Genomic DNA, 25888 nt, shown 5'->3' with positions numbered 1-25888 from the left:
AGATAAGGAAGTTAGTAATCAGAGAATGCTGGTGTTTTGATGGTTGGTGCGTAGATTAGTTGAGGATTAAAGATTTGATGGAGTGTTTCAATGACACGGTATTGCTCTTCCAGTCTCAAATTGCTTCCTGAGGGGAGACATAAGCCCATAGCAAACAGTAAATCAGATACAGGACTCGTTCGTTCATTATGGCGATAGAACTTAGCTTGTTTGAACAGAGGTTGCAAGTGCAGTGGTTTCCAAAGCAAACGCGTTTCGATGCCCACTTCATTCATCAGCTGCATCACTTCAAACGGCTTTTGCTGAATGATAAAGGGATCAATCAGCAACGTCGTCAGCCAACGATTAGAAACAGACCCTTCTAGTTCAGGCATGAACCGAATTCCTTCGATGTTGTTCATTTCCTGTGTATAAAGATCGAATACTGCTCTACGGCTGGCTACTCTTTCTTCCAAGACTTGTAATTGAGCGATCCCAATACCTGCTGAAATGTTGCTCATCCGGTAGTTGTAGCCTATTTTTGAATGTTGGTAATAAGGAGCTGAGTCTTTAGCTTGAGTAGCCAAAAATCGAGCTGTTTCGACTAATTCTTCATCGTCCGATACTAGTGCTCCTCCACCAGATGTAGTAATGATTTTATTCCCATTGAAAGAATAAACACCGATTTTACCTAATGTTCCGCTCTTTTTATCTTTATACGTTGAACCTAAGGACTCAGCAGCGTCTTCTATAATCGGAACACCATATGCATCCGCAACTTCAAGCAAGGCTTCCATATTGGCGCTTTGTCCGTATAGATGGACAACAATGATGGCTTTTGGCAACTGATTCTCCCGCTTAGCTGTTTTTAAGGCTCTAGCTAGGGCAATAGGCGACATATTCCAAGTGTTTGGCTCTGAATCAATGAAAGCCAAGTCGGCTCCTAGATAAAGAACTGGATTGGCACTAGCAATAAAAGTAAACGTAGAGCAAAATACTCTATCCCCTTTTTGGACACCCAAGACAGCTAACGCTAGATGAATAGCAGCAGTTCCTGAGTTGGTCACTGTAGCTGCTTTTGTTCCAGCGTAATGAGCCAAGTCTGTTTCAAATTGATTCACATTCGGTCCAAGCGGGGCGATCCAATTGGTTTGAAAAGCTTCATCAATGTACCTCAATTCGTTTCCCGACATATGCGGGGAAGAGAGTAATATTCTTTTTGGTTGCTCCATAGCGTTCACTCCTGTTTCGTCTATTCTTATTTTTAACCGCTTTTCATCAGAGCGTTAAACAACGAGTCAGCTCTGAGAAGAAGCGGCGTCTGGAATTGGTAAGGAAATCATCATCTCTTTAGGCAACTCTGCTGCTGGAATAATCTTGATCTCATTGTATTTGGCCATATAGATATCTGCTTCATACTCTCCTATCTGAGAAGGATTTACTTTTCCTTCCAGATTATTGAGGAGCATGCGAGGAAAAGATACGTCACAGCCATAAGCGTGCGGATAGCCGCCGCCGAAGCGCGGGTTGATTTCAGAAATCACATACTCATCTCCGACTTTGAATAAATCAATATCCAGCATCCCGGTCAAACCGACCTTCTCAACAACAGATTGAATAAGATCAAATAATTTCCCCTCTTTTATAGAACGGGCTTTGTCTGTCTCTCCGGCACGCATTTTGATTTTTTCTTTGGTGAAAATAGAGACCACTTTTCGAGAAAGCAAATCAACATAAACATCTGCCCCTATTTCAATACCATCCATAAATTCTTGGATCATCAGATGATCGTCACATACCATCAAGTCTTCCATTTCATCACTGGAATGCACTTTATGAATCTGCATACTGGCACTGCCATCATAAGGTTTTATAATGACCGGAAAAGAGATCAGCCCTTTTCTCATATCCTGTAAAAATTTATGTTCTTCCAAATAACTTATTGGAGTAGGAATCTGTGCTTGCGTCAAAAATTCATATAAAGCATACTTATTAAAGCACATCGCAACTTTTTCTACATCTGAAATAATAGGGATCGTGCCGATGGCTAAAAAGTCTTTTTTGTATTTCGCCAACAAATTGAGTTCAGGATCGATTAAAGAAAAAACAGCTTTGATCTTTTTTTCTCTACACAATGACAACAGCGTCTCTAAATAGTGCTTGTCTTTGATAGACGGAACAATTACCGCCTCATCGGCTTCATAGAGCGCTGGAGCAAGCGGACTGGAATCAGCTGCAACGACCTTTCCTTTACCAGCTAGTTCTTGTCTGAAATACGCTACGATTTTATTGCGTGTACCGCAACTTAGGATAAGAATATTCGTACTCATGATTTAACTACCTCCTGTCTTTTATACGATCGGTTTCTAACTGTTTCTGGTAACGTTTTGGGCTGCTTTTCTAGTCCTGTTCGATATTTTTCCATCTGTTTGGCAACTCCCCAAAGAAAAAGATAGGAAGGGAGCCCAGGATTCGAAACACCATCAAATTCAATCTCTTTAAAGGGAACTTTGATACCTAGACGATGCAGCAATACTCCAGTGTAGATTCTTTTGGTATTCCAAAAGTATTGAGTCCACCGGAAAATATTTTGATATGATTTTCGTCTATGAGTAAGAAAATAAGTGTAAAAAGATTGGTACGAATGTGGAGACATCCGTTTTTTCAATCGATTAGAATTGTCATAGCGATAATTAAAGCCGGCGCCGGCTTTTTTAAATCCAAATTCTTCTCGATTCACTCCTCTTGACTCCACAATTCTTCTGGGGATAGGCCGGTCATAACCCCCGCCAACCGAATAGGGATCCATTTCGGGAGATTGTGAAATTTGATATAACGAACTCCATTGTACTGCCCCATAATAAGGAATAGGAACCAAGATGTAATCTGCTTTCAAACGGTTTTCTACTTGGGAAGTTCCCGCAAATACAAAATCATTAAAGCGCAGATCGTTATTAACATCTAGTGCATTTTTGCCCCAAACACAATCACCGCGGTGTCCAATAAAAACCAATTTCCTTTTAAATTCCTCTTCAAAAGCTGCATAAACGATCCCGGTTCCCAAATCACCTGAAGAAACGAATTCAGATTCAAGGAATTCTTTATTCTCTAGGTACCTATTGGCATCTTTTTGAATGATGTGAGGATAATTTAATTGTCGTGCTACTTCTTCTCCAGAATCTGTTGCATACTTTTCAGGCCGATCGAATGTTACTGCTGTCTCGCAGCCGATTTCTTTAGCCAGAGCAGCGCAGGCTGCAGAATCGTACCCTTTTGAAATGGTAGTGACTAAGCCATAAGTAGTTAGCCTTTCCGATACACTGGCATTGTCTCTCAAGCGCTTCAACGCAGTTAACAAGCGATCTTCATAGTCTTTGAAGTCAGCAAACGGCTCCATATCCCTTTTTTGCTGAACTGCCATTTCCAATTGGCTGTTCACTAGAAAATTGCAATGATAAAACAGTTGCAGCCGCTTGTTTCCAACCAGTGGAATCCATTTTTTGACTGATTGAAGACCGTTTAGAATCGTGTTGAGGTCTTCTTCATATCGAGAATAATGTCCGTCTAAATGGGTTTCTGATTGAACGAGAATAAACGACAGCGAGTTTGAGACGTATAAATTTCTTTCAACTCTAACAGCATACAACCGTTCTAAAGTATGCGACGGAGTAGCAAATAAAAGTTGTTCCTCACCCTCCCTTGTTACATGCTTTCCCCCCGACCCCATCAGAAAATCGGCCAAATCAAATTGAAAACTTGTAAACTCTCCATCCCACGCACCTTCTACAAAACCTTCATTTCTTGTTTCAACTTTGCTGCCGTGAATTAATTCCACAGCCAACGTTTCTTTATCTATTTTGGCACACCAGGCTAAGGGTGCGATGCTTTCTGTTTCAATAAACTTCATTTTCCATTCCCCCTTCCAGTCTCAACAGTCACCTTGTCCAAATGTTGGTTGCCGTTTTCACTTGAGACTGTTTCAGCCCTCAGCGCTGTCAAACGTCTTTTATCTTTCTTTTCAAATGCGCTTTGATATCTTTTCTGTATTTCTTCGACTCCCCAATGAATCAAAAAAGCAGGAGCACCGGGATTTGTCTCACTTTCTGCATTTGGCATGGTTAGATTGCTCTCCACCCCAATCTTTCGAAGCGCTACATGTAGGTAAACATTTTTAGTATCTAAAAAGTAACGCAACCAGCGTTGTAAGTATTCCTTATCAAATTTCCGATGGGTTTTGTAATAGTCTGTATAAGAATCAAAAGATTTTTTTGACATTCTTTCTTTCAAGCGTAAAAAGCTGTCATACCGATAATTGATGCCTACACCTTTTTTCTCTACCCCAAAGGATTCTCTGGGAATTCCGGCTGTTTCTATAATTCTTCTTGGAATAGGCCGATCATAAGAACCGCCGACAGAATACGGCTCCATCTCAAAAGAGTTGCTTAGCTCCCACAAACTTTTCCATTCGACACCGCCGAAAGTCGGAAGTGGTGCAAAAATATATCCTACTCGCAACCGATGCTCGATCAGTGATACACCCGTCATAACGTCATCTGGAAACCGAAATTCCGCATTGGCGTCTGAGCGGTCTTTGCCCCAAAATTCGTCTCCTTCTTCCCCAAAAAGTACAATATTATCGGCCATCTCCTCTTCAAAAGAGGCATATACAACACCGCTGCCCAACTCACCGGTAGATACAAATTCTGTCTCTGTCAGTTGTTCGTTGGATAAATAATCCGAAGCATCTTTTAAAATGATGGAAGAATACCCTAACTGTTGCGCAATTTCCAGTCCGCAGTCTTCTTCATAAGTAATCGGTCGATCAAAGGATAACGCTGTATCACAACCAACTTCTTTGGCGAGAACAGCACAAGCCGCTGAATCATAGCCTTTGGAAATAGTTGTCACAATTCCATAAGAAATGCGTCGTGATGGACTTTTTGCATTTTGGACAAATTGTTGGAGGGTTTGGCTTAAGAGATTTCGATAGTGAGAGTAACTTTCAAAGGGCTCCATGCTAGCCTTCTTTTCTTTACTGATAGAGAGCTGTCCGTCAACTATCAAATTACAATAATAGTGCAAGAAGAGTTCTTTGTTTCCCTTTAATGGAATCCAGTCTTTGTAGTGGTACAGTCCTTTTAGTATTGAGTTCAAATCTTTTTCGTAATCCATATATCGAGGGTTCAAACGAGTGTGTGCCAAATGCAGCGCAAACGGCATTGAGTTGGAAACGATCAATTTATTTTTCAAGCGAATAGTGTGCAATCGATCTAATGTATGGCTGGATGTAACAAACATAAAGGACTTTTTGAATGTTTTTTGATTCATTCTTCCGCCTGATCCATTAAAAAAATCGGCTTGATCAAACCGTCCTTCTGTGAAATTACCTTCCCATGCACCTTCTACAAAAAACTCCTTTTGTGTCTCAACACTTCTCCCATGATAAACGACTACATCAAGTGTACCTTTTTCAACGATTGCTCCCCAAGCCATTTTCGGAAGCTGTTGCATTTCGATATAAGTGATTTGCATTTCTCACACTCCTTGTATGTCTGTTTTTTTGAAACTGATCAAAGAAAAGAGGATGGCTTCCTGTATGCACGAATAAAATCGTTTGATGTTCTATTTGATGCTCTTTGATGTATTGCATCATGCCCCAGTAAGCTTTACCCGTATAAGTGGGGTCTAACGCAATACCTTCACGGATAAAAACTTGGTGGATGACATCTGTGATCCCTTCGTGAAACTGACCATATCCACCGGCTCGGTATTGGTCCTCAAAAATGATTTTTTCCTCTTTAATCGGCGACAGCCCGCAGTATTCCAGATAGGCTTTCACTGATTCTATTACGACGGGTCTGCCTTTTTCTTCATCTCTTGCAATACTGATGCCAACGATTTCTTTTGAATCTTCAGCTAAATGATTTCCACAAACCAAACCGGCTTGGGTAGTCCCAGTTCCAGAAGCGTGAAAAATCAAATCAAAAGAAATCCCGATTTCGGCTTCCACTGCTTTGATTTCATGGTATGCATCAACATATGCTTGCGTTCCATTGTGTCCATGACCTCCTCCTGGAATAAAATAAGGGCGCAGACCATCTTGTTTTAATTTTTCCAGTGTTTGTTGGATCGTTTCCCTGACTTGGGATAGAGGGGTGAAAATCAATGTTGCATCGAGGAGTTCAACGAGTTGTTGATTCATAGTGGGGTTGTTTTGAGAAGATGGAGAAATGATCAGACAAGGATAACCTTTTGCTGCTGCAACCGCAGCAATAACTCGGCAATGGTTGGAACTGCTGCTGCCATAAGTCACCAGACAGTTCGCTTGCAGTTGCTCCATTTCTTGGATAAAGTAGTAAGCTTTACGCGCTTTGTTGCCACCGAAAGATAGGGGTATCAAATCTTCTCTTTTGATGTAAAATCGATTGTGTTGGAAATCTTCTGTTAGTGGCTGAATCGGTGTCGGTGTAAAAAACGGCTCCATCTGCTTTCACCTCACTTCGTACTTATTTGCGGTATGCGGGGAAATACCCTTCTTGCACATCGCTCGCCTGCTCAACCAATTGATCATAAACACCTTGGTTGCGAACTTTTGTGCCTCGATAAAACGGATAACTTTTTACTTTAGCAGTAAACCGTTTTTTGTACTTCTCCAGACTGCTGCCGGCTTTAGCCGATCCGAGATCAAATAATCGTTTGCCGTAAGCTTCTCCATAACTGGCAGCTTCATAAATCAGCAAACTATTCGGTTGAAGGTGTTTGTATTCAGGATCTGTGGCAGCAAAGTGGTAATGGACGATATCCTCCCCTATTAACAGCATGGCTGCTGAGATCACTTTTTCATTTAATAGAGCTACTGCGAATACCACTTTGTCTGGGTAAAAATCAAAATAACGCTGTAGAAATCTTTTATCGAGCTGATAATATTCGTTGAATTGTTGTTCTTTTGCTGTCATTTGATACAGTCTTAAAAACTCATCAATAAAATCAGGATTAGAAGTAAAACGTATAATGACGTTATTTTTTATGGCTTTTCTGATTTGCTGGCGTAAAGCTGAGCTGTATGCTTCATTAAAAAAATCAGTTGTCAGGTCTGTACAATACACTTCTCCAAAATAAGAGATCGTATAGTCTTCTTCAAACCATTTCGCCTGATTCAACCAAGGGCTGAAACGAATGTATTCAGCGATGATATGTTCACGAGTACAATAATCGTCAAAAACTTTACTAAATTGATGAATCAAAACCTTTTCTTTTCCCTCTTGCGCTTGTTCGATCCAGATACCTCCTTGTCCACGCGGAGTCACTAAATCATAATATTGTGTGCCATCTACTATTCCTGCTGGACGTTTGATAAAAGGGTAAACTACACGCCCCTCTTCTCTTTCAAATAGGAAATGAAGTGTTTCTCCTCCTTCTTTGTCCTGCTGAAGCACACCCCATCCTTTATCCATGTAAATACTTTTTATCATTTGATAACCTCCTTGATCTTTTCCTGTTGATTTATTGGTGAGCTTCCCACTGAATTTTGTTCGGGTTCTTTCTCAACAAACTTAACGGCTGTTTTGACTATGAGAAGCAGATCTGTCACAAAAGAGAGCGTTTCTAAATAATGGATATCTTCTATCATCCGCTGATCCCACTCCACATTATTCCGGTATTTAATCTGAGCAGATCCAGTCAGACCTGGTTTAATCAAAAATCGATTTTTAGCCCACTCAGGATAAGCCTTGTATCCGATATATGGTGCATATGTCACTGGGGGCCTTGGACCAACCAGTGACATATCGCCTTTTAAAATATTGATCAATTGCGGCAGTTCGTCTAAGCTAGTCGTGCGCAAAAACAAACCGACTTTTGTAATTCGTGAATCTTTAAAACTATAGATTTGCAATCCACTCCCAGTCTGCTCAGCACCGACGATCATAGTACGAAATTTTATGATTCGAAAAGTCTTGCCTGATTGGCCGATACGTTCTTGCAAAAAGAAAACTGGTCCCTTAGAGTCCAAACGAATCAGAATAGCAATCAATAGCAGCGGTATGACTAATAGTAACAATCCTATGAGAGAGAGTGTCATATCCATCAGACGTTTGACATAGCGGGTGTAAAATGAGTGGTGCTTAAAATGTAACGAAGATATTTTCTCCATAATCATAGCCATCACACCTTTTGGTAGATTTGTTTTTTGGGGTGGACAAATAGAAGCCTAATGGGAAGTGTAGAAAAATAAGTAGAATTATTAGGTGAAGTCTAAAACGAGAGGGTTTACTGATGAGAAACTAAATAATCGTAGGTATGCTAAAAAGAGGTCGATTCGGTTCAACCAAATAATATGGATAAAAAAGAGTCTTTAAAATATAAGGAGAAGAGTCAGAACTTGTGAAGCATTACAATGAGAGTGTATGAAAGAATTATCCAGGCTGGATAAGAAAGAAATGCTGCTATCTTAGGGAAGATAAGCAAGATGGTTTGAAGCGAGGTGAAAATGAGAAAATTGCCATTTCTTTAAGTTGGCACAAGTATAGCACGCTTCATTTTATGAATGGAAGCCATTACACTGGCAGGACATCGTTTTGTCACAAAGATATGTCTAAAAATTGACAAACTTTATTGAAAGATCGAGCTTGTCCATTTGACGTGAGGCTCCGTAAATCTCCCTAACTAGATCATAGAGTTGTTCTGACTGGCGCTTATTTCCTCTACAAATGAAACAAAATGAGTTTATAAGTCAGTCTTTGTCTAGCTTAAATCAGATTGATTTACATCTTATTTTACGAGCGGTACTATAAAAACAAGAAAACAAGGAGGTCTTTTTTATGACAAAAGTATCTTATAAACCCCTATTAGCTCTTGGGGTATGCGGTATACTACTTGTCGGCTGTTCATCAAACCCAGAATCAGAGTCGGCGGAATCCTCTTCACAAATAGAAGAGTCACAAAGCAGTGAACCTGCCAGCAGTATGAGTAGTGACTCCGAATCATCCAGTAATCAGGAAGAATCGAGTGATACATCACAAGAAGAAAATGAATCCTCAGAATCGGAAGTCGGTTCTGAATTGGAAATGGATCCGGCTGTTGTGTTATTGCCGTCTTATTTGCCGGAAAACAGCAGCGCCAGTATCGTAACCAATAGCGAAGATGAATATACAGTAGCTTACACTGATGAACAAGGGAACGATTTGGCTGCTGTATCGGGAACCATTTATACAGATGCCGATACTGCTTTAGCTGAAATGGAAGCCAAAATGAACGGTGCTGTTTCTGTGACACCCAATGAAGAAACAGCTGTTGAATTAGGTTACGATGTTACTGGTTATGGAGAAGGCGCTGCAGGAAACCAATACTTCAGTTGGGAAGAAGGCAATTGGGATTTCACCATTCACTCTCTAACTATGGATGAAATGGATGCGCCTGGAATAGCGAAGAAAATTGTCGCTTATTTGGAAGAAAATATGCTTCCTGCTCCAAGCGAAAAAGGGCTGATACTCATTGATTATCCACAAGGTGGAGACACAGTATCTGTGGATATCATGTGGCAAAAAGAAAACCGCGTTTACGAACTTTCTACCAGTCAAGTACCGTTGGAAGCCTTAGAAATGGTTGTTTCAATGAAATAACGTAAATGTTATTAGAATAACTCTAAAAAGAGTCTTTCACATCGATTGCGGTCGATTTGAAAGACTCTTTTTATGGTATTAATATTAGAATTCAAACGATGCATTCATTTTAAATTCATTTTTATGATAAAAAAGATTGCTCTTAGATCTGATTAGATGTTAGAATAGCGATTAATATTAAAAATATATTAAATTAAAATGTGTTAATCTTTAATCTGCTAATTAATAACGGCAGAAATCGTGATTAGCAATCATTTGAGGAGGATGAGTATGGAAAAGAAAAAAAGCTGGCAAAATTATCCACTGCAGATCATGGTGTTGATCTTTACCGTGATCGCTGAGCTGATCGGCACACAACGTATACCTTTAGGGAGATTCTCTTTCACCTTGGCGCCATTGATTTTCTCTATGATTTTAATGACCTTATTTTATTTAATTCCCAAGCAAAAAATCGTTACAGAAAAAAGTACTCATCATGCTTCTGAAATGATGGCTTTAGCTGGCGGATTATTGCTGGCTAAACTAGGGGTTTCCAGTGGTGCTGCCATTGAGGAAGTATTCGGAGCGGGGATTCCTGTTATTCTACAAAATCTAGGAGAAGGTTTTTCATTTGCTATCGGACTGCCGCTCGCTGTTGTAGTCTTCGGTATGGGCCGCGAATCTATTGGTATGACATTCGGAGTAAGTCGTGAAGCAAACGTAACATTGATCTCAGAAAAATACGGCGCTGAATCACCAGAATTCCGTGGTGTGATGACGAACTATATCGTTGGGACCGTATTTGGTGTGATTGCGGTTAGCTTCCTAATGTCTGTTTTAGCAGAGCTGCCGTTTATTTCCCCTATCTCCCTTTCGTTAGCATCAGGGATTGGTTCAGCTTCTATGATGGTGGGAGGATTAGGTACACTGTTGGAACGCTATCCAGAAATGGCTACTGAATTGGAGGCCTATGCGGCGATTTCGAATCTGGTTTCCTCAGTCATCAGTATTTATACCGCGTTATTTATTGGTCTGCCTCTGACCGAGCGTGTGTACAGCTGGCTGGATCGAGGAAAGAAAGGACAAGTGACTGAATATGGAGAAAGCTAAATTAAATAATAGAATGATTTTAGACTGGTCAATGGCTCTTTTGATCTCTGGTACGATAGCTCTTATCGGAAATGTTCTCGGTTATGGAGCCACAATTACTCAATCGATTTTCGGTATTCTTTGGTTATTATTGTTTACACTTTCGGGGCTGATTTTTAAACAGATCATCCCTCTAAATTTACCCGCTATGGCATACATTTCGTTTATCGCCATACTTTTTTCAGTTCCCATTTCGCCTGTTTCTGATATGGTGATCACACATGTAGAGCAAATCAGCTTACTAGCATTATGTACTCCTATTTTGGCTTATGCTGGGGTATCGATTGGTAAAGACTGGCCAGCGTTTCGCAAAATCGGCTACAAAGGAGCAATCGTCAGTATTTTAGTCATCATGGGCACAGTATTGGCTTGCGTCATTTTTTCAGAAATTTTATTCCGTATGTTCTAATAAGGAGGATTTAGTTTGGCTCAAATAGATGTGATTCAATTGGCAAAAGACACTGAAGCAGATATCATTCACTGGCGGAGGGACTTGCACCAAATTCCTGAATTAACGCTGGAACTCCCACGCACAGTGCAATATGTCACTCAAGTATTAGAAACATCCGGCATTGACTACGATGCTTCCTATGTAAACGGCAATGCTGTTGTCGGGTTGATCAAAGGGACGAAATCTGGCCCCAATAAAGACCGAGTGTTAGGCTTGCGTGCCGATATGGACGGATTGCCGGTCCAAGAACAAACAGGTCTCCCTTTTCAATCGATCAATCAAAATATGCATGCTTGTGGTCACGATGGACATACAGCCATGTTACTGGGCGCAGCAAAAATTTTACAAGAAAACCGTCATCTCTTTAGCGGCTCAGTTAAATTGTTGTTCCAACCCGGCGAAGAATATCCCGGCGGTGCTAAACCGATGATTGAAGAAAAAGTATTGGAAAATCCTAAAGTGACTCGTGTCCTAGGATTTCACGAAGGACAAATCGACCCGCATACACCAAAAGGCAAAATTGGGTATAAATTCGGACCGATGATGGCTTCCATGGATCGCTTTCTCATTGAAGTCAAAGGCAAAGGTTATCACGGTGCTTATCCTGAGCTGTCAGATGATCCTGTGAACGCTATCGGATACTTGATTACCGCAATCCAATCGATTAAGAGCCGAAACTTAAGAGCCATCGATCCTGCAGTGGTCTCCGTAACACGGGTGGACGGTGGTTTTAATCAAAATGTTATTCCAGATAATGCAGAAATTGAAGGCACAGTACGAGCATTTGATGATGCCATCCGGCAAAAAATATGTGCTAAGTTAGAACAGATTGCTAAAGGAGTCGGAGAAACATTTGGCGTGGAATGCACTGTAACTTACGACTACAAATACCCTCCTGTCATCAATGATAACGACGTAACCGCTGAAGTTGTCGGTAATTTAAAAGAGATTTTCGGCGATGATGTGCTGACGGAAGTTCGTGAACCTTTGATGGGCGGGGAAGATTTTGCTTTTTTCTTGCAAGAAGTTCCGGGGACATTTCTCTTTTTAAGCAACCCGCGTGAAATTGAAGGCTCTTTCCATGGTCATCACCACCCGAAATTTGATATTGATGAAACTTACTTATATATGGGTACTGCTTCCTTTGTGCAAGAAGCTTTGACATATTTAGAATAAAGAGTCTTAAAAACAGAGTTGTCTCAAGATAAAATGAGGCAGCTCTGTCTTTGGATTGCATAGGGCTATTTTGGCTAAGTAAAGTGTTTTTGTGCGTTTGCTGAGCGAATAGCGTCCATTCGGAGTGAGGCGAAGTATTCGGATGGCTCTTACTAGGTGAATAACATCTATTTGGGGTGGCACGAAGCATTTGAATGGCTCTTACTAGATGAATAGCATCCATTTGGGGTAGACGATGCCTTCCAAATAGCTCTTACTTGGCTAATAGCGTCCATTTTGGGTAGACGATGCCTCTCGAATGGCTCTTACTTGGCTAATAGCATCCATTTGAGGTGGCATGAAGCATCCGAATGGCTCTTACTAACCAAATAGCGTCTATTCGAAGAGGAACGAGGCATCCAAATGGTCCTTACCTTTACTAGACAAATGTCTATTTGCCCATTCAATAAAAAACGAAGCTGTTTCACTTTTTGTGTACTTAACAGGAATAAGGGCTTGATCGAAAAGAACTAGCTAATATAAAGGAACCACTCTATTCAAATTTACACCAATGTTCTTTAAAGAAATCATAATACGTGCGCACATTGTCCAGTTCGGTCCATTTTTTGACATCTACAGGATCACTATAAAAATCATATATTTGAGTCTCTTTAAATGCCAGCAGAAATGGCTAATACGTGGAAATTAACAGTGCGGGGCTGTTACTATTTAACAAAAGTATCTCTTTTCTGTATAATTTGAATACACTATTACTAAATCAAAATTATCAACATTTAATGAAAGGAGATAAAAAATGTTTACTAGCGACTCTTCTTCACTCATCCGGATTCTTGTTGTGGGCACTCTTTCTTATATACTGATTCTGCTCGTTTTGAGAATTTCCGGCAAACGTACCTTATCTAAAATGAATTCCTTTGATTTCATTGTTACTGTCGCGTTAGGCTCTGTATTAGGAAGCATATTAACGAGTCAAGATATTGCCTTGGTGGATGGAATACTGGCTTTTGGCCTGCTTGTCTTACTCCAATTTATCACTTCATGGCTTTCAGTTCGTTCAGATTTTTTTAGTCAGCTAATCAAATCGTCCCCTAAGTTACTTTATTACGATGGACAGTTCAATAGATTTTCTATGAAAAAGGAACGCGTTCCTGAAAAAGAAATATTACAAGCCGTCCGTTCAAATGGTTACGCTTCTCTTGATGAAGTAAGGGCAGTTATTCTCGAAACAGATGGCACCTTTTCAGTTATCAGCAATTCGTCTAATGAAAAACCAACTATCTCAAGTCTTAAAAACGTAAAAAAAGGGAAAGATGATAATTGAAATCCATTTTCCGTCTTATCTCTGGTCACTTACATGTTACTCGAACTCCATCCAATGTTCTTTAAAGAAATCATAATACGTGCGCACATTGTCCAGTTCGGTCCATTTTTTGACATCTACAGGATCGTTGTCCAAGTCATAGATTTTCGCCCCTTTGAGAGCTAGCAGAAATGGCGAATGCGTAGAAATGACAAACTGACAGCCAAAGAAACGCGCGTAATCTTCTATCAGTTTCATCAATTCCATTTGCCGCTGGGGAGAAAGGCTGTTTTCCGGCTCATCAAGAAGGTACAATCCATTCTCTTCTATCTTCTCAGTGAAATAGCGAAAGGCATTTTCACCATTGGAATATTCCCGGACATTGTCCATCAATTCATTGCGAACGTATTTGGACTGTGTCTTCCTTCTTGCATCCACCACTCTGCGGAGTTGTTCATAATCATCCAATGATTTCATTTGAAACTTGGAGTATTTATTTTCCAAATATTCTTCAAACAGGTCTTCTCGTTTATAATCGATTCCCTCATTAAGATTCCGAATGTTTAAAATATAATCAAATACATCATCACTTGTGATAATACGGCTATGAGTGGGAATCGTCTGCACTAATTCTACAGAGCAATAGTTCAAATAGTCTGAAAAGAAATTCGATTGATTAAATATTGCCTCTCGCTGCAGCTCTGTTTTCTTTGCAATGATATTTAAAGCGGTCGTCTTGCCTGAGCCGTTTCCTCCATATAAAATCGTGATTGGTTCAAAATCAATCCGTTCAAATCGGTGCTTCGGCATGATTTGAAAAGGGTAAAATGAGTCATATACCGTTCGTTTGATCGCGTTGAAAAAATCAAACTCTACTTCTGCATCAGGAAAGGTAAAATAATCTAAATAGCCCACAGCTGCCCCCTCCTTTTATGTACAAAAATCTCAACGAAACCGGTCCGCTGAGATTCTATGTTGATTACAGTAACTCTCTTCTTAATTCTTCCCCAGATTTAGGAGAAAGATAAGCTGGTGCGATATCAAAAACTGATTTAGCTCCATAATTGCCTTCTTTGTCTAGACGGTGTGCTGCTCGCGCATAAGCGATCGCTGCAGCTGCAGTGAATTGAGGATTACTTTCTAATTCCAAATTAAATTCGTACACTGCCATATTTTCATCATCCGTATAGCCACGACGAATTACGCGTCCGCCATGCGGCATACCTGTGTGCTGTTGTTTGAACTCAGCTTCATCAATAAAGTGGACTTCTGTTTCATAGCCTTCAAAATAATCTTTCATGGTAGAGATACTTTGAGTAATAGCTTCCTGGTCTGCCCCCTCATCAGCCACCACATAACAAACCCGTTTGTGTGAAGAAGTTTTGGTATACGAAACGTCTTTGCCATCTTTGATTTGGGAGATCAATTCATCATTTGGAATCGTATATTGCACACCCATTTTGACGCCGTCTACACGTCTGATGGCATCGCTGTGGCCTTGGCTGACTCCTTTGCCCCAGAAAGTATACGTATTTCCTTTTGGCAACACTGCTTCCGCCACTAAACGGTTCAATGAAAAAAGCCCAGGATCCCAACCAGTGGCAATTACTCCAACATTATTGTTCGCAAGAGCTACCTCATTAATACTGTCAAAGTGAGCTGGAATCTCTCCGTGGTTGTCGTAACTGTTTACTGTCGTAAAGTCTTTTTGCAATTCAGGAGCTTGTTCCGGAATATCTGAACGAGAGCCTCCGCAAAGGACCAATACATCGATTTTATCTTTAAATTGTTGGATATCATCTAAGTGATAGACTGCTGATTCACTGGCTACTTGAGCAGGATTTCTTCTTGAAAAAATCCCTAATAATTCCATGTCTGGGTTAAGCTTTAACTCCGTTTCGACACCTTTACCTAAATTTCCATAGCCTACAATACCGATTTTGATCGTCATTCTGTTTCTCCCTTCGAAACTATCTGATTTCTTGTTTTATCTTATAGTTTATTATAGCTAAAATACCCAACTAAAAAACAGCAAAACATAAGAAAATTATTCAGTCCTAGTTACTTATTTTTTGCTTTAGTTAGATTCTCTTTTACACGAGTTTTTATCATTTGTCTGATTAAGTCATATGGAATAGGTTTTGAAAGTAGAAATTGGACAGATCCTTTAGCGTGTCTGTAGGGTTTTAATTGCTCTTCAAATTTGGCAATGCCGCTTGGAGTAGGATAAAAGCCAATATGATTTTTATAAGCTGCAAAGTGAACCAATACACCCTTGTACGAAAAAGTCGGCATCCCATAACTGATTTTTTCTTGTGCCTCTGGCGCTTCCTCTTTCACGATAGCTCGAATTTTTTGCAAGATTTCTTGCACTTCTTTAGGAAATTCTTGAATGTACTCTTCTACTGTTATTGGATTTTTTTTGGTATCAGACAAAATGATCCCTCCTATCATTCACTAGATGCTTATTACTGATATTGTACCTTTATCTGTTGTATTATCAAAAGGAAAATAGTCATCGGCTAATTTTTTTATACCAATAGCTAAAAGTAAGTTAATCTGCAATGGTTCAAAAACGCGTTGCTATTTTTGAAATTGGAATAGCTTTTAATTTTATATTTTATCGACAAGAAGAAAGTTTTCCATCTGAAAAATAATCTATGTTTTATTGAATGTCCGCTATTTAAATTACCCTATAGACTAAAAAAACACTAGAACCTCTAAAGTATTATGCTTAGCGATGCTAGTGTAAATTTTTTTATTCAGTTAGCCTTTATATTCTCTCATCGAATTTTCTTTCTTTCATCTCTTTGTCTAATTGTTTTTGGGCTTTTTTGGATCCACGATCTAAGTCTCTTCGTGTTTTTCTCGTTTGGTACTCTGTAAACAAAATGTCCAAATCATATCCTTCTGGGTACAGTTCATTAGCAGAAGTTAACAGTTGGACTCTTTGTCTCGGTACTTCTACAACTTCTTTATTAAAATAAACGTAAACATTATCTGAAGCATTGTCTTCATATATTAGCCCTTTTTGTTGGCTTTCTGTCAGAATAACGCGGTCCCCTTTTCCTAATAAAATCTTTTTCTTTGTGCCAGTTTCGAGCTTCACTTCACTTTTCCTAAAAGATTTTTTCTGGGTTGGATAATCTTTTTTATCCATATATTTTTTAGCTTGTTTAATCAATGATGAAGCCATATTAACTTTTTTAGCAATCCAAAGAGCTTGGCTGTCGCCACTTTCGCCCAAATGAAGAATAAATTTAGGCGTTAATGTTTCTCGATCAAATTCCATTGCTGCTGGAATAAAATCCTCATGTTCTTCAGCAAAACGTTTAATTTCTCCATAATGAGTTGTCGTAACGACCAAAGCTCCTTTAGCATATAATTCTTCCATAATCGCGATAGCTAAAGCCGCACCCTCGTTCGGTTCCGTCCCGCTGCCAATTTCGTCTAATAGAACTAAAGTATTTCTTTTTGTCTTATTTAAAATAGAAGCGATATTGTTCATATGTCCAGAAAAAGTACTTAATGCATTTTCCATACTTTGCTGATCTCCAATATTCACAATTACTTCATCGAATACTGCTATTTCCGTTCCTTCTGCAACAGGAATCTGTAAACCAAACATTGTCATCAAAGTTAATAAACCAACTGTTTTTAGCACCACAGTCTTGCCTCCAGCATTTGCTCCGGTAATGACTAACCCACGATGTTCTTCGCCTAAAGTGAAATCTAGCGGAACCGATCCTTTTGGTAAAAATGGATGGATGCCTTTTTTTATGACAATAGTCTCTGATTTATTCACCAGTGGAGTGATTCCGTTGATTTCTCGACTATATTTTGCTCGCGCAAAAATCATATCAAATGCAGTGATTGTTTCTATAATGAATTCAATCGTAGTTTCATTCTCAGCCAGAAAACCTGTTAACTGAGCTAATATTTGATATTCTTCTGCAACTTCTTCGGCTTTTAACAGAATCAGCTGTTCATTTAGTTTCGCTATGGCCGCTGGTTCAACAAAGACTGTTGTACCTTTATTGGATTGTTCAATCACACTTCCAGCTACTTTATTTTTATAGCTTGACTTGATTGGGACTGTGTAACGTCCGTCTTTTTGAACTATTATACCGTCTTGAATCTTATTCTTATTACTCGAATGCTTTAAGAACTTCGTTAACTTATCTTGAATCTCTTTTTCATTTTCCCGCACTTGCCTGCGTACTTTTCTAAGACTTCTTGATGCATCATCACTGACCTTTTGGTGCTGGATTTTTTGATAAATCTCTTCTTCGATTTCTAATAAGCTCGGCAAACTCTTACTATATTGGTAAAGCAGCGGAGTTTGATATTGGTTTTTATCAAAAAACTGCTCGATCATACGGCTACTTCTAAGGAAATCAGCGTATTCAATCAAGTCCCCTGGAGACAATACCATCCCATTTTTCACTTGCGTCATTAAAGCGTCAATTCTAATTAGTCCCATAAATGGCACATGCTGATTGCTTTCCAAAATCAAGCGAGCTTGCTGTGTTTCTTGCTGCCATACTTTTACCGTTGCTAAGTTCGTTTGTGGTGCAAGTTCTTCAATTCGGATTTTACTGTAATGCCCAATCGCTCTAGATTGAACTTCTTTTTGAACTTTATCAAATTGTAATTTAGTGAGTGTTTCTTTATCCATTCTTCTCTCCCTTTCGATGAAGAGATACCTGTCCCAAAATAAATCATTAAACCTAGAGGGTACAAAAAAAAGACCATAGTCATACATACTATCGTCTTTAGAATACAATATTTTATCTATCGACAGGTATCACTTATAAGCATGCCAAATAAACTGATAGTTTATCGGCTATTCAACTTACTGGTTAGATACCTGCTACACTCACAAAAAAATCCCCATTCGTCTAGGTTTATATTTATTCTCATTTAGAACTATAGCAAAAAAAACATTGTTCTGTCAATGAGTCATTTAAAATGATTGCGTTAAAATTCTATACAAAATATTTTACACTCTCCGGCTCCTGATAGGATATATTTAGATTAACCGTCCATTTTATTGCATCAATTTCATCTAAGATTTCTTAAAAAAAATATTGAGCAAACAGAATTTACTGAAAGAACTCAACTTTCTCAAGTGCAAATTGCCAGATTTGAAACTTTGGCTCCTATTCCTTCTATTGAACTAATAGCTAAAATTGAAAATTCATTAAATTTAGAGCTTACATTTATTGATAAAAATACTAAACATCCATAAGCGCTCCAAGATGTTGAAAGAGTGAAGAATCTAATTCATAAACAGTTAGACTCTAAAAATGACATTTAAAATGAATTGATTTTGACTGACTGAAACAGAAGTCACCCTCTTCAGCACAATTGGTGGGTGACTTCTATTTTGTTTAATTAAAATACAAAAATCCTCATGGAAACTTAAATTTTGAAAGAAAAATTATACATAAACATCTGAACAATGTGGTAAAAGTTTTCTTCTTCAAGTCTATCTATAAATTGAATATGTCTATTTGCCTGTTCTGTATAATCTAATGAAAAAACTTGATTAGTATTTACTTTACTAACAGCTGTTCCATTAGCACGCAACTTCTCTGATAAAATTGGGATGAGAAAAACTTTTTCCTTTTCTGTTGTTGTAATCGGACAAACAATAACAAGATTGGTAGCTCGATTATAGTCATCACTACTCATTACAAGTGCAGGACGTCGCTTATTAATCTCATATCCTTTAGACGGTGCAAAATCAATGATGACTACATCTCTCTGCTTCGGTTTATAACCCATCTAGTTCTCTTTCAGTGGGCATGTAATCAACGTTTAAATCTGGAACATAAAATTCTCCATCTTGAGCATTTTTAAAAGGGTCTTCAATTTTAGGTATCATCGTAATTGCACCATTATCTTTTTTGATAAAAAAGAATTCTTCTCCTTCTTTAATACCAAACGAACTAGGAATAGTAATCATAATTGAATTGCCTTGTTTTCTAGCCTTTATCGTAGTCATTAATAACCCCTCCGTTTCAACGTTATTATAACACGTAATTATTACCCCTTACAATTAATTAAGTAGTTATCCTTAATATAGTGAAGCTAGCATTACCTTTATAATAATTTACGCAAAATGAGCAGATTTTCTTCAATTTTTTTATTTCGTTTATCACTCACTATAAGCTAGGAAAAAATTTTATAAGTCATTTGATCAAGTCCTTGTAACGCCAAATCTACACCTAATTAGTCAATCATTTCCGTTAAAATAGTTTACAAGAAAGACCATCCTTTACGATTGTATTTAGGTACTGAAACCTATAATTGTATAGTAATGGTCTTCCCGTTTTTTTGTCCACTTCATAAAGAAACGATTATCATTCGTTTTTAGTTTCTATCACCGAATATTTTACATTAAGAGGTTATTCTGAATTAGTTCATTCAAACTCGAGGTAGTTGAAAAAAGTTAATTCCTTGCTACTCGAATATGAGTCTCATTTTGATGTTGAGTAAAAAGTAAACTTCAAATAAGATAAAGCAACAGCCAAAGTGGATTCTCTAAACTAACGAATCCACTTTGGCTATTGTTGATATATTTCTTATCTTTTCCCTTCAACTCTTAACGAAAAAAGTTCTTCAAAATCCATTTAATTTTCAATGTTTTAGGTACTAAGTGCATAAATTTTTGGTGGACAGTTAATTCTTCGATAGCCTTCTCATTTTTCTTGAGGTATGTTACTACACTATCTATGGAACCTTCATTCTTATTCAGTCTTTCCATCATAACTTTCATATTGGGGCCAGTAATCAAAGAATGCTTGTCCTGCAACTGGTATTTTTCTCCTTCATCAGCAATACTCTTGATGAGCAGCAACAAGGCAATATTGAATCGAGTCCCTTTAAAAGTCACGATACCAATGTTCGCTTGATTGTCCTCATACCAATAATTTCCGTCATCATGGAACAATTCACTCTTCATAAACTCAAAATCTTGATTGATTTTCTCGTTGTTCAAGCTTAAATATGTCCCATTCTTTAACAGCATTTCCATATTTTCCCGCACTTCATTGGAAACGAATCCTGCATCACTAACGAATTTAGGAGCTTTTACTTCTGTTGTCTTTTCGACCATAACTCGCTTCGCTTTGATATCAATGTCTTTTACATTCCAGACTCTACCTGCCAACAGAATTTTACTGTCAATTTGGATATCAGGTGTAAACGGTAGACTACCGATGCGCTCATGCTGGTAATGAACAGAAAAATCACTGGTTGTCATAAACATAGCGTAGAAATCTCTGAATCCCAGCAACTGCTCCCCTTCCAAGCCCACAATAGCTTCTGTACCCAAAATTTCAATGAACTCGTTTTCCACCATATAATCAATCAAGGCAGCTAAATCTGCATCTGAAATCTCTGTCCAAACCGGGAAATTTTTGCTCATTTGCATTAAGTATTCCAGAGGGACACTTGTCTTTTGGAACAAAATGGCCATCATTTGATGCGCCAAAGCATTGTACGGCATTTCAATCATTTCGGTAGCATCCATTTCTTTTCTCTCTAGCAGATCCAGAGCCGAATAAGTCTGAAGCATGTCCCAGGGATCATCTTCGACTATATGCAAGATGCTTTGCCGGGTTCTACGGCCGCTTCGTCCTAGTCGTTGGCTGAGAGAAGAGGTAGAAGGAGGCGAACTGTACTGTACCACGCTATCCACTGATCCAATATCTATCCCCAACTCTAATGTCGAGGTACACGTAATGGTAAACAAATCCTGCTCATTGTTTTTGGCAAAAAATTCGACTTCTTCACGCAAAACTTTATCCACTGATGAATGATGCGCAAAGTATCGAATAGGGAGATTCTCTTTAGTAGCCATCTTTTCCAATTTATGGGTGATTTCTTCTACCTTATTTCGCGAATTTGGAAACACTAGCATCGTTTCGTTTTTGGAATACTGGTAAATAGCGGCCAGGGATTCTCTTGAAAGAAATGGACCTGCTTCACCACTGGTGTAGTCTATGGTAACGAGCAAATCATTTTTGTCCCGATCTACAAGAATATCCGTATCGCGTTTGCTCCCAAAAAAAGCTTTCGCATAACTAAAATCGATTTTGCTTAAAGTTGCGCTCATTGCGATAAATCGCGGATTCTGCATAAACAAACTGATCCGCTGTATCAGGGATTGAAGGTGGATCCCCCGTTCTGTCCCCAGAAAACTGTGCAGCTCGTCAATAATGATCCATTCGACCCCTTCAAATAAATGCTGCGCTTCACCAGGCCGATTCACCAGCATACCCTCAATCGATTCAGGCGTAATCAGTAGAATGCCTTTTGGGTGTTGAACAACTTTTCTTTTCTGTGCTTGGGATGCTTCGCCGTGCCACCGGGTAATCGGAACATCCAGATACTGACAGAGTTCACTAATGCGTTGGAATTGGTCATTTATCAAGGCTTTTAATGGCGAGATGTACAATATCTTGAGTCCAGTATCCCAATTTTCCACACTGTTTAGTGCCGGAATAAAAGCCGCTTCTGTTTTTCCGGAAGCTGTCGGCGCAGATAAAATAAGGTTATGATTCGTTTGAGCAATTTGTTTAATAGACGCACTTTGTATTCTAGTCAATTGTGACCAGCCTTTATCGTATATATAGTGCTGAATATCTCTGTTTAATCTATCAAATGCTTGCATCAGTAAACCTCAATTTCATCATGGTCATCCGCGTCTTTCTCCACCATAGCCGTCTTTCTTCCAAAACGTTCAGCAAGAATCTGGTTAAACGAGTAGTCTTTGTTTTGACGTAGCAAAGATAAAATCTCAATATAATCTTTAATGACTGCACGTGGTGTCAAGAATGCCTCAGCACCTGGTCGATTCAATTGTGCTTCCATGTATTCTTCAATATCGCTGCCCTTCACGACTAAGTCGGTTTGATTAGCGACATTGTATATCTCCAATACCTTTTTCAACAAAATAAAAATCTCTTCAGGCGTCAGTGGTTTCAAATCGATTACGGTACTATTCACGTTAACATAGGCTTTATTTTTCATCAATTCATTGCCAAACCGAGTTTTCAACGCGCCATAACTTGCCAATCCTCTGCGCTCATCATAGACCGTGTTTTTCGTCGCCCCAAAATTGATAAATAACCCTTTTGCTTCATTCGTTTTGGTTTCATTGTACAAATTAAGAATCATTTCATAATTTTTTTCGCGTGTCAGAGAACGAGGTAATTTGTACAAATTGACTGATTCGTCAAAATTGATGACAAATCCTTTGTAGCCAATTTCCAAAAACAATTCTGCTAGATTTTTCAATGCGATAAGATAATTTGAATCATTAATGATGTTTTTGATTCCCAGTTCTTTAGAAGCTTCTGTTTTGGTCGTGATGTCTCCGCGAATCCATCGAATGGCTTCAATTTGAAGGGAAATGTTGTCTTCTGCAACTCCTTCAAAATATTTCATCAATGCTTGGCCAAATTCATAGGATAACCCTGATGAGTAGAAAGAATTCGTTGTCTTCAAAATGACATTTTCCACTAATTTCCAATTGGACTTTTCAAGTAAAGCAGGAACACTGAGTTCATTTTCTGCAGCAATCTGCTCAAGCAGTCCTTGGATCCATTGTTGGACAATTGTTTCGATGGCATTCCCATTGCGGTTATTCTTGATTGTTATCTTATTGACGACTTCATTATAAAGCGCCAATGCTTTTCCTGACGAATCATAAAAACGACGTGTCGGAGTCAGATCAAGGGTAGATACCACGAAATTCTTTTGCAATGCCAACGATTCAATCGTCCGTAAAACGAAGCTTTTCCCGGAACCGAAATCGCCCACCCAAAAACGCAGATCACTATTGCCGTCTTCTAATTTCTGTAAGGTAGCGATGATTTCCTCGACCTCATTGCTTCTCCCTACCAACACGTGCTGAACTCCTTTGATAGGAACAACACCTGCTTCCAAGGAGTCAATAATGGCTTGGGCATCCTTCTTTCTCAGTTTCTTTTCAACCATTGATCCATTCCCTCATTTCTTCCATAAAATCTTCTTCAATAATGACTTGTTGTTCTTCAATAATCAGCACTTGATCCTCAAATACTTCATATAAAACCTCATTCAATTCATTCAGATAAGCTTGGTATAGCTTACCTTTTCTTGCTGCTTGCTGTTTAAACTCTTCTAAAGAAATTCCATTATTTTGCACCAAATAGTTCAAGAATTCCATTTGTTCCAATTCTTGTTCATCAGCCTCTTCTATAACAGAGACCGACACCACATTTTCAGGTTTCATTGATTCCTCTGCCACTGGCATTTCCTTGTGAACGAGGACTTCTGGCTCTATTTCTTTTTCGTCCAGGTAATCGTCGACCATATCAATGATGTTGTACAGTGCCGAATTGGAGGCAGTAATCAATTCATTGTTCAACTTGATTTTCCTTCGTGCCGGCTGCGTTAGTTTTTTCAAAAGTACCGTCACATTGTCATAATCCAACTCTTCAGTAACCAGTAACTCTTGATACTCTTCTTGTCGGGTTGGGTGGATGAAGTCATCACGCTGTTTTTGTTGGGCTTTTGATAATGGCATGGCTCTCTTTTCCATTAAGAAAATAAACAGCATCTGCTTATCCGAATCGCCGCTGTTCTTGATGACCTTAGTAGCTATCTTTTTCAAATCCGGATCTTTGGCTATGTTCTCAAGACTCACACGAACTTTCTCTATGGGTTCGTCCACAATAAAATTAGCTGCTTCATTCCAAGCGGTCTTGTACACGGTTCTCAAACTAATTATGGTTGGGTAATCAAAATTTAATTCCGTTTTTGGATCTAGATACGCTTGAATTTTCTGAACCGTTTTTTTCGGCAAATATTGTTGCAGACTTTGCCAGCTCTGTTCATCTGCTGCCAAACGAAACCCTTCGATTTCTTTACGAATGCTGTTTTCAGCTAGTAGATAGAGATTAGTTGGCAGACTGTTTGTCTCTCTCCAGATACGAGCATCATATAACGGCAAACGAAAGAATTGTCTGAAATAGTTATTCGGCTTTACTTTCCACTTAATCGTTTCATCTTCTAAATCAGCTAACACAATGTGCAACAAGTCGGCGTACTTCTCCAAACAAAGGGTCATAAGGGCTGGAACTTCCGTAAACTTAGTGACCCGTTTGTTTACACGATTGAAACAGTTCATTTGCGTACTCTCAAATGCCTGTTTATTCCGTAGCTCTCCTGAGGGATCCCACCAAATGATTTTCGTGCCAAAGGAGGTTAATTTATATTCTTCTCTCGTTTCTTCATCCGGAAAAGGAAGACTTTCACGGCATTCATCGATTTCTTTCCTCACTAAGAAACAAATCTCACTAGATAGCATGGATTCCAGCATAAAAGAAATAAAACTAGCCGCTTCTTTATCTTCTTGTCTATAAAAAGAATCGACTACATTTCTAGCTAACCGATAGATCTCGTCAATAGCAGATTCCCGAGAGTAGTAATAAGTAGCCGTCACGTATTTGATATTTTGATGCCGTTTTTTCAATTCCACATCTACAACATCACACACTCTATTAAATAATCCTACAATTTCCTGTTCTACTTGATAGGTAAAATCATCATTAAACCTTATATAAGGTGTGATGGAACTGACCCATGCTTGTTTACCAGCCCTCCCAGAATGTTTTTTTTCTACTACAACATCTCTTGGATTGATAAAGGAGTCGTCCTTATCTACTAATTCGATAATAGACGCTTTTTGTTGTTCGGTCAGTTCCTTTTTTTCGAATAATTTGTTTAAAAATTCAAACACCCTGAACACCCTCCTTTCCGAACAACTGTGCAAATATGCTCTAAGTATACGTCTATTGACCTGTAGATTCAAGAACACACATTCTATTTTCAGACTCTTTTTCTCAGTGATACAATCACAATTCTAAAAGCCGACTCAACTCGAAATTTCTTCATCCAAAAAGAATGGAAACTGAAGCTTTTATTTCTCAATCGGTCCTAGACCTCTGTATCCATTAAGTTGCTTGAATCCTCTATTATTTGATAAACTTTTGATATAATCTTATTCATAAGAAGACCTCCTTCATTTATGTATTTGCCGTGCAAAGCATACATTTATGATAAAGTGCCTTCTTTCTTTTTTTCCAGTAAAATTATTAACTCTCGAGAACTATTTTACACATACAGATTTTGTATGCGGTAGATTTTGGTACTCTTTCACTTTTCAATATAAATAAT

22 protein-coding genes are annotated in these 25888 nt (G+C 38.7%); 6 read left to right on the top strand and 16 right to left on the bottom strand.

The annotated features are described in order from the left end of the window. Positions 1 to 11 precede the first annotated feature (11 nt). From ACEN4L_RS07975 to ACEN4L_RS07945, 7 genes are all read right to left on the bottom strand, one after another. Positions 12 to 1211, bottom strand: a complete 1200-nt coding sequence (locus ACEN4L_RS07975) for a DegT/DnrJ/EryC1/StrS family aminotransferase (RefSeq protein ID WP_407096552.1) — start codon at positions 1209 to 1211, stop codon at positions 12 to 14. A gap of 66 nt (positions 1212 to 1277) precedes the next feature. Beyond that, positions 1278 to 2309, bottom strand: coding sequence for an ATP-grasp domain-containing protein (locus tag ACEN4L_RS07970; protein WP_407096553.1), 1032 nt, complete (start codon positions 2307 to 2309; stop codon positions 1278 to 1280). Beyond that, positions 2306 to 3886 carry a hypothetical protein gene (locus ACEN4L_RS07965; RefSeq protein WP_407096554.1) on the bottom strand — a complete coding sequence of 527 codons (1581 nt, stop codon included), beginning with the start codon at positions 3884 to 3886 and terminating at the stop codon, positions 2306 to 2308. The genes ACEN4L_RS07970 and ACEN4L_RS07965 overlap by 4 nt, the downstream gene beginning before the upstream one ends. Continuing rightward, positions 3883 to 5511, bottom strand: a complete 1629-nt coding sequence (locus tag ACEN4L_RS07960) for a hypothetical protein (RefSeq protein WP_407096555.1) — start codon at positions 5509 to 5511, stop codon at positions 3883 to 3885. The genes ACEN4L_RS07965 and ACEN4L_RS07960 overlap by 4 nt, the downstream gene beginning before the upstream one ends. Further along, positions 5450 to 6463: a 1-aminocyclopropane-1-carboxylate deaminase/D-cysteine desulfhydrase gene (locus ACEN4L_RS07955; protein WP_407096556.1), complete on the bottom strand. Its 1014-nt coding sequence runs from the start codon at positions 6461 to 6463 to the stop codon at positions 5450 to 5452. Before ACEN4L_RS07955 ends, ACEN4L_RS07960 begins: the two co-directional genes overlap by 62 nt. A 22-nt stretch (positions 6464 to 6485) precedes the next feature. Continuing rightward, positions 6486 to 7451: a GNAT family N-acetyltransferase gene (locus ACEN4L_RS07950; RefSeq protein ID WP_079650522.1), complete on the bottom strand. Its 966-nt coding sequence runs from the start codon at positions 7449 to 7451 to the stop codon at positions 6486 to 6488. After that, on the bottom strand, positions 7448 to 8137 hold the full coding sequence (locus tag ACEN4L_RS07945) for a sugar transferase (RefSeq protein ID WP_407096557.1): 690 nt from the start codon (positions 8135 to 8137) through the stop codon (positions 7448 to 7450). The genes ACEN4L_RS07950 and ACEN4L_RS07945 overlap by 4 nt, the downstream gene beginning before the upstream one ends. A 661-nt stretch (positions 8138 to 8798) precedes the next feature. On the opposite strand from ACEN4L_RS07945, the gene ACEN4L_RS07940 reads away from it, so the two are divergent. From ACEN4L_RS07940 to ACEN4L_RS07920, 5 genes are all read left to right on the top strand, one after another. Continuing rightward, positions 8799 to 9599 (top strand): hypothetical protein, encoded by an 801-nt coding sequence (locus ACEN4L_RS07940; RefSeq protein ID WP_407096558.1) that lies wholly within the window; start codon positions 8799 to 8801, stop codon positions 9597 to 9599. 270 nt (positions 9600 to 9869) lie between these two features. Continuing rightward, positions 9870 to 10688: a DUF3100 domain-containing protein gene (locus tag ACEN4L_RS07935; RefSeq protein WP_407096559.1), complete on the top strand. Its 819-nt coding sequence runs from the start codon at positions 9870 to 9872 to the stop codon at positions 10686 to 10688. Next, complete coding sequence (locus ACEN4L_RS07930) at positions 10675 to 11136, top strand: hypothetical protein (protein ID WP_407096560.1); 462 nt, start codon at positions 10675 to 10677, stop codon at positions 11134 to 11136. Before ACEN4L_RS07935 ends, ACEN4L_RS07930 begins: the two co-directional genes overlap by 14 nt. 15 nt (positions 11137 to 11151) lie before the next feature. Beyond that, positions 11152 to 12354, top strand: a complete 1203-nt coding sequence (locus ACEN4L_RS07925; RefSeq protein WP_407096561.1) for a M20 family metallopeptidase — start codon at positions 11152 to 11154, stop codon at positions 12352 to 12354. A gap of 793 nt (positions 12355 to 13147) precedes the next feature. Further along, positions 13148 to 13675 (top strand): DUF421 domain-containing protein, encoded by a 528-nt coding sequence (locus ACEN4L_RS07920; RefSeq protein WP_407096562.1) that lies wholly within the window; start codon positions 13148 to 13150, stop codon positions 13673 to 13675. Positions 13676 to 13711: 36 nt separating this feature from the next. Here ACEN4L_RS07920 and ACEN4L_RS07915 read toward each other — a convergent pair whose 3' ends face one another. The 4 genes from ACEN4L_RS07915 to ACEN4L_RS07900 all read right to left on the bottom strand — a co-directional run bounded on the left by ACEN4L_RS07915 (position 13712) and on the right by ACEN4L_RS07900 (position 18332). Continuing rightward, complete coding sequence (locus ACEN4L_RS07915) at positions 13712 to 14569, bottom strand: AAA family ATPase (protein ID WP_407096563.1); 858 nt, start codon at positions 14567 to 14569, stop codon at positions 13712 to 13714. A gap of 64 nt (positions 14570 to 14633) precedes the next feature. Further along, positions 14634 to 15605, bottom strand: coding sequence for a diaminopimelate dehydrogenase (locus ACEN4L_RS07910; protein WP_407096564.1), 972 nt, complete (start codon positions 15603 to 15605; stop codon positions 14634 to 14636). A gap of 110 nt (positions 15606 to 15715) precedes the next feature. After that, positions 15716 to 16090, bottom strand: coding sequence for an iron chaperone (locus ACEN4L_RS07905; protein ID WP_407096565.1), 375 nt, complete (start codon positions 16088 to 16090; stop codon positions 15716 to 15718). A 337-nt stretch (positions 16091 to 16427) separates the two neighbouring features. Further along, positions 16428 to 18332 carry an endonuclease MutS2 gene (locus ACEN4L_RS07900; protein ID WP_407096566.1) on the bottom strand — a complete coding sequence of 635 codons (1905 nt, stop codon included), beginning with the start codon at positions 18330 to 18332 and terminating at the stop codon, positions 16428 to 16430. Positions 18333 to 18707: 375 nt separating this feature from the next. Here ACEN4L_RS07900 and ACEN4L_RS07895 point away from each other — a divergent pair, with 375 nt between their 5' ends. Beyond that, on the top strand, positions 18708 to 18905 hold the full coding sequence (locus tag ACEN4L_RS07895; protein WP_407096567.1) for a helix-turn-helix domain-containing protein: 198 nt from the start codon (positions 18708 to 18710) through the stop codon (positions 18903 to 18905). Positions 18906 to 19078: 173 nt separating this feature from the next. Here ACEN4L_RS07895 and ACEN4L_RS07890 read toward each other — a convergent pair whose 3' ends face one another. The 5 genes from ACEN4L_RS07890 to ACEN4L_RS07870 all read right to left on the bottom strand — a co-directional run bounded on the left by ACEN4L_RS07890 (position 19079) and on the right by ACEN4L_RS07870 (position 25451). Further along, entirely contained in the window at positions 19079 to 19444 is a 366-nt protein-coding gene (locus tag ACEN4L_RS07890; protein ID WP_407096568.1) for a type II toxin-antitoxin system PemK/MazF family toxin, read from the bottom strand. Beyond that, positions 19434 to 19664, bottom strand: coding sequence for a type II toxin-antitoxin system PemI/MazE family antitoxin (gene mazE / locus ACEN4L_RS07885; protein ID WP_407096569.1), 231 nt, complete (start codon positions 19662 to 19664; stop codon positions 19434 to 19436). The genes ACEN4L_RS07890 and mazE overlap by 11 nt, the downstream gene beginning before the upstream one ends. A gap of 600 nt (positions 19665 to 20264) precedes the next feature. Next, positions 20265 to 22337 carry a DEAD/DEAH box helicase gene (locus tag ACEN4L_RS07880; protein WP_407096570.1) on the bottom strand — a complete coding sequence of 691 codons (2073 nt, stop codon included), beginning with the start codon at positions 22335 to 22337 and terminating at the stop codon, positions 20265 to 20267. Next, positions 22337 to 23665, bottom strand: a complete 1329-nt coding sequence (locus ACEN4L_RS07875) for an ATP-binding protein (protein ID WP_407096571.1) — start codon at positions 23663 to 23665, stop codon at positions 22337 to 22339. Before ACEN4L_RS07875 ends, ACEN4L_RS07880 begins: the two co-directional genes overlap by 1 nt. After that, on the bottom strand, positions 23658 to 25451 hold the full coding sequence (locus ACEN4L_RS07870; protein WP_407096572.1) for a tellurite resistance TerB C-terminal domain-containing protein: 1794 nt from the start codon (positions 25449 to 25451) through the stop codon (positions 23658 to 23660). The genes ACEN4L_RS07875 and ACEN4L_RS07870 overlap by 8 nt, the downstream gene beginning before the upstream one ends. Positions 25452 to 25888 lie beyond the last annotated feature (437 nt).

The sequence above is a fragment of the Desemzia sp. FAM 23988 genome (assembly GCF_045528365.1).
Classification (GTDB): Bacteria; Bacillota; Bacilli; order Lactobacillales; family Carnobacteriaceae; genus Desemzia.
Note: the sequence above shows the minus strand (reverse complement) of the source record. Positions and strands in the feature narration are given on the sequence as shown.

Coding starts and splice junctions, on each gene's coding strand:
- mazE (WP_407096569.1), bottom strand. CDS start 19,664: ATGACTACGATAAAGGCTAGAAAACAAGGCAATTCAATTATGATTACT.
- ACEN4L_RS07945 (WP_407096557.1), bottom strand. CDS start 8,137: ATGATTATGGAGAAAATATCTTCGTTACATTTTAAGCACCACTCATTT.
- ACEN4L_RS07960 (WP_407096555.1), bottom strand. CDS start 5,511: ATGCAAATCACTTATATCGAAATGCAACAGCTTCCGAAAATGGCTTGG.
- ACEN4L_RS07955 (WP_407096556.1), bottom strand. CDS start 6,463: ATGGAGCCGTTTTTTACACCGACACCGATTCAGCCACTAACAGAAGAT.
- ACEN4L_RS07950 (WP_079650522.1), bottom strand. CDS start 7,451: ATGATAAAAAGTATTTACATGGATAAAGGATGGGGTGTGCTTCAGCAG.
- ACEN4L_RS07930 (WP_407096560.1), top strand. CDS start 10,675: ATGGAGAAAGCTAAATTAAATAATAGAATGATTTTAGACTGGTCAATG.
- ACEN4L_RS07975 (WP_407096552.1), bottom strand. CDS start 1,211: ATGGAGCAACCAAAAAGAATATTACTCTCTTCCCCGCATATGTCGGGA.
- ACEN4L_RS07880 (WP_407096570.1), bottom strand. CDS start 22,337: ATGCAAGCATTTGATAGATTAAACAGAGATATTCAGCACTATATATAC.
- ACEN4L_RS07970 (WP_407096553.1), bottom strand. CDS start 2,309: ATGAGTACGAATATTCTTATCCTAAGTTGCGGTACACGCAATAAAATC.
- ACEN4L_RS07940 (WP_407096558.1), top strand. CDS start 8,799: ATGACAAAAGTATCTTATAAACCCCTATTAGCTCTTGGGGTATGCGGT.
- ACEN4L_RS07935 (WP_407096559.1), top strand. CDS start 9,870: ATGGAAAAGAAAAAAAGCTGGCAAAATTATCCACTGCAGATCATGGTG.
- ACEN4L_RS07965 (WP_407096554.1), bottom strand. CDS start 3,886: ATGAAGTTTATTGAAACAGAAAGCATCGCACCCTTAGCCTGGTGTGCC.
- ACEN4L_RS07910 (WP_407096564.1), bottom strand. CDS start 15,605: ATGACGATCAAAATCGGTATTGTAGGCTATGGAAATTTAGGTAAAGGT.
- ACEN4L_RS07920 (WP_407096562.1), top strand. CDS start 13,148: ATGTTTACTAGCGACTCTTCTTCACTCATCCGGATTCTTGTTGTGGGC.
- ACEN4L_RS07890 (WP_407096568.1), bottom strand. CDS start 19,444: ATGGGTTATAAACCGAAGCAGAGAGATGTAGTCATCATTGATTTTGCA.
- ACEN4L_RS07900 (WP_407096566.1), bottom strand. CDS start 18,332: ATGGATAAAGAAACACTCACTAAATTACAATTTGATAAAGTTCAAAAA.
- ACEN4L_RS07875 (WP_407096571.1), bottom strand. CDS start 23,665: ATGGTTGAAAAGAAACTGAGAAAGAAGGATGCCCAAGCCATTATTGAC.